The sequence below is a fragment of the Dietzia sp. DQ11-71 genome (assembly GCF_014144995.1).
Lineage (GTDB): Bacteria > Actinomycetota > Actinomycetes > Mycobacteriales > Mycobacteriaceae > Dietzia > Dietzia kunjamensis.
On sequence record NZ_JAALDT010000502.1, the window covers coordinates 1 to 1594 of the forward strand.

Genomic DNA, 1594 nt, shown 5'->3' on the forward strand with positions numbered 1-1594 from the left:
GCTACGGACCTGACCCCACGCTCAGATGCGAAGAGCCCGTTTTCTTCTTTTCGGACGGCCAAGCATCTGCCTCACCCTCCACGTTGTCGTATATTGAGCAGCACAAAGACAAAGTTCGTTTTCGTACGTTCGCAGTTGGCACGGGAGCCGGGGGCTGCACGAACACGCAACTGGCCAGAATGGCGGAGGCGTCCGATGAGCAGTGCACGAACGTTGAGGACATCGCTGGTCTGGTCGATGAGGTCACCTCGTCTAAACCGTCAACGGTCGAGAGGCTCACGGTCACTGTCGACGGACGCGATTTCCTAGCGACGATCGACCCAATCGGGAACTGGAGTGCCCCGGTTCAAGTGAATTCTCTCGGCAACAAGATTGCCACTATCCGCGTCAACAGGAACGACGGCTCTCCCCCACATGAAGAGTCATGGGAGTTCAATGTGGACTCCGCAGATAATATCTACGTGGCACTTGGTGACTCGTTCGCTTCCGGAGAGGGGGTCAGGCCCTACTTGGATCAAGACGCCGCGGAAAGGTTCCATTTCTGGGGCGGAGACAGTGGCATCCCCGGGGTCGACAGCGGAGAGATTACCCTCGATTACGCATGCCATAGAGCCGAGAATGGATGGGTCGCAAAAACCGCGGAGCGCCAGAAGGCGTTCAGCGACCTCGACTTTCGTGCATGTACCGGAGCGAGGATTGTCGACCTCATTGCGAACTCCCAGCATCGGAAGGAGGCAGTGTCCCCGAGTGGTTCAAAACTCTCAGGGGGGCCCGTCGATCTATACAATGAGCCACAGGTTCAAGGCCTAAAGTCAAACAGGACCAGCCTCATCACGCTCTCGATCGGAGGGAATGACGCTGCGTTCGGCCCAGTGATCGACACATGCATGCACGAAGTGGATTGCCAGTTGGCCGACTTGCCTGGAACCGACTTTGACCTTATTGACTGGTCGCATACAAAGCTAGCACTTCTTTCCCTGAACTACGTCGGTCTCTATGACGAGATCCGAAACAGAGCACCTAGGGCAATGGTGGTGGTTTCGACCTATCCCCGCCTACTCGATCCAGACGGGTATTCGTTCCTTCATCGAAAGATCGATCAGGACGAGGCGGGATTCCTCAATTACAATTCGGATATCCTCGCCCGCATTATCGCAAAACGTGCGAATGAGGTCGGGTTCTTCGTCGCGGACGTTCGTGACGAGTTCGACGGTCACGGTGTCGGAAGTAACGACCCATGGGTCGAGGGAGTTGTCCTGAACAAACTGCTCGCCCCGAAACTGGTTAGCTCTGCAAGTTTCCATCCGAACCAGTCCGGTTCAGACGCCTATGCCAGGGTAGTGCGCGAGACTATCGAGGGCACGAACTCAGCGGTTGCTGGACTTGCCCGATCTAATTTCTCTCAATCGAGCACGGATGACATCGCGGACTGGATCGTCAACGATCCGGAAAGCTATCTCGCAGCTCAGCCGCCGGAGTTCGTGGAGGCAGTGGCAGCGTCTAGCTTCCAGAGTATGGAGATTATTCTCCCGTTCGAGACGTGCGACGGTGCTCCCACTAACCCCGCTGATTCACGGGCCGGTGTGACTGCTGC

1 protein-coding gene is annotated in these 1594 nt (G+C 56.6%); it reads left to right on the plus strand.

Features of this window, described 5'->3' with window-relative positions; all coding sequences use genetic code 11:
• Window positions 1–179 precede the first annotated feature (179 nt).
• Window positions 180–1594, plus strand: a 1415-nt coding sequence (locus tag G6023_RS15325) for an SGNH/GDSL hydrolase family protein (RefSeq protein ID WP_182636346.1), incomplete at its 3' end; no start/stop codon positions are given.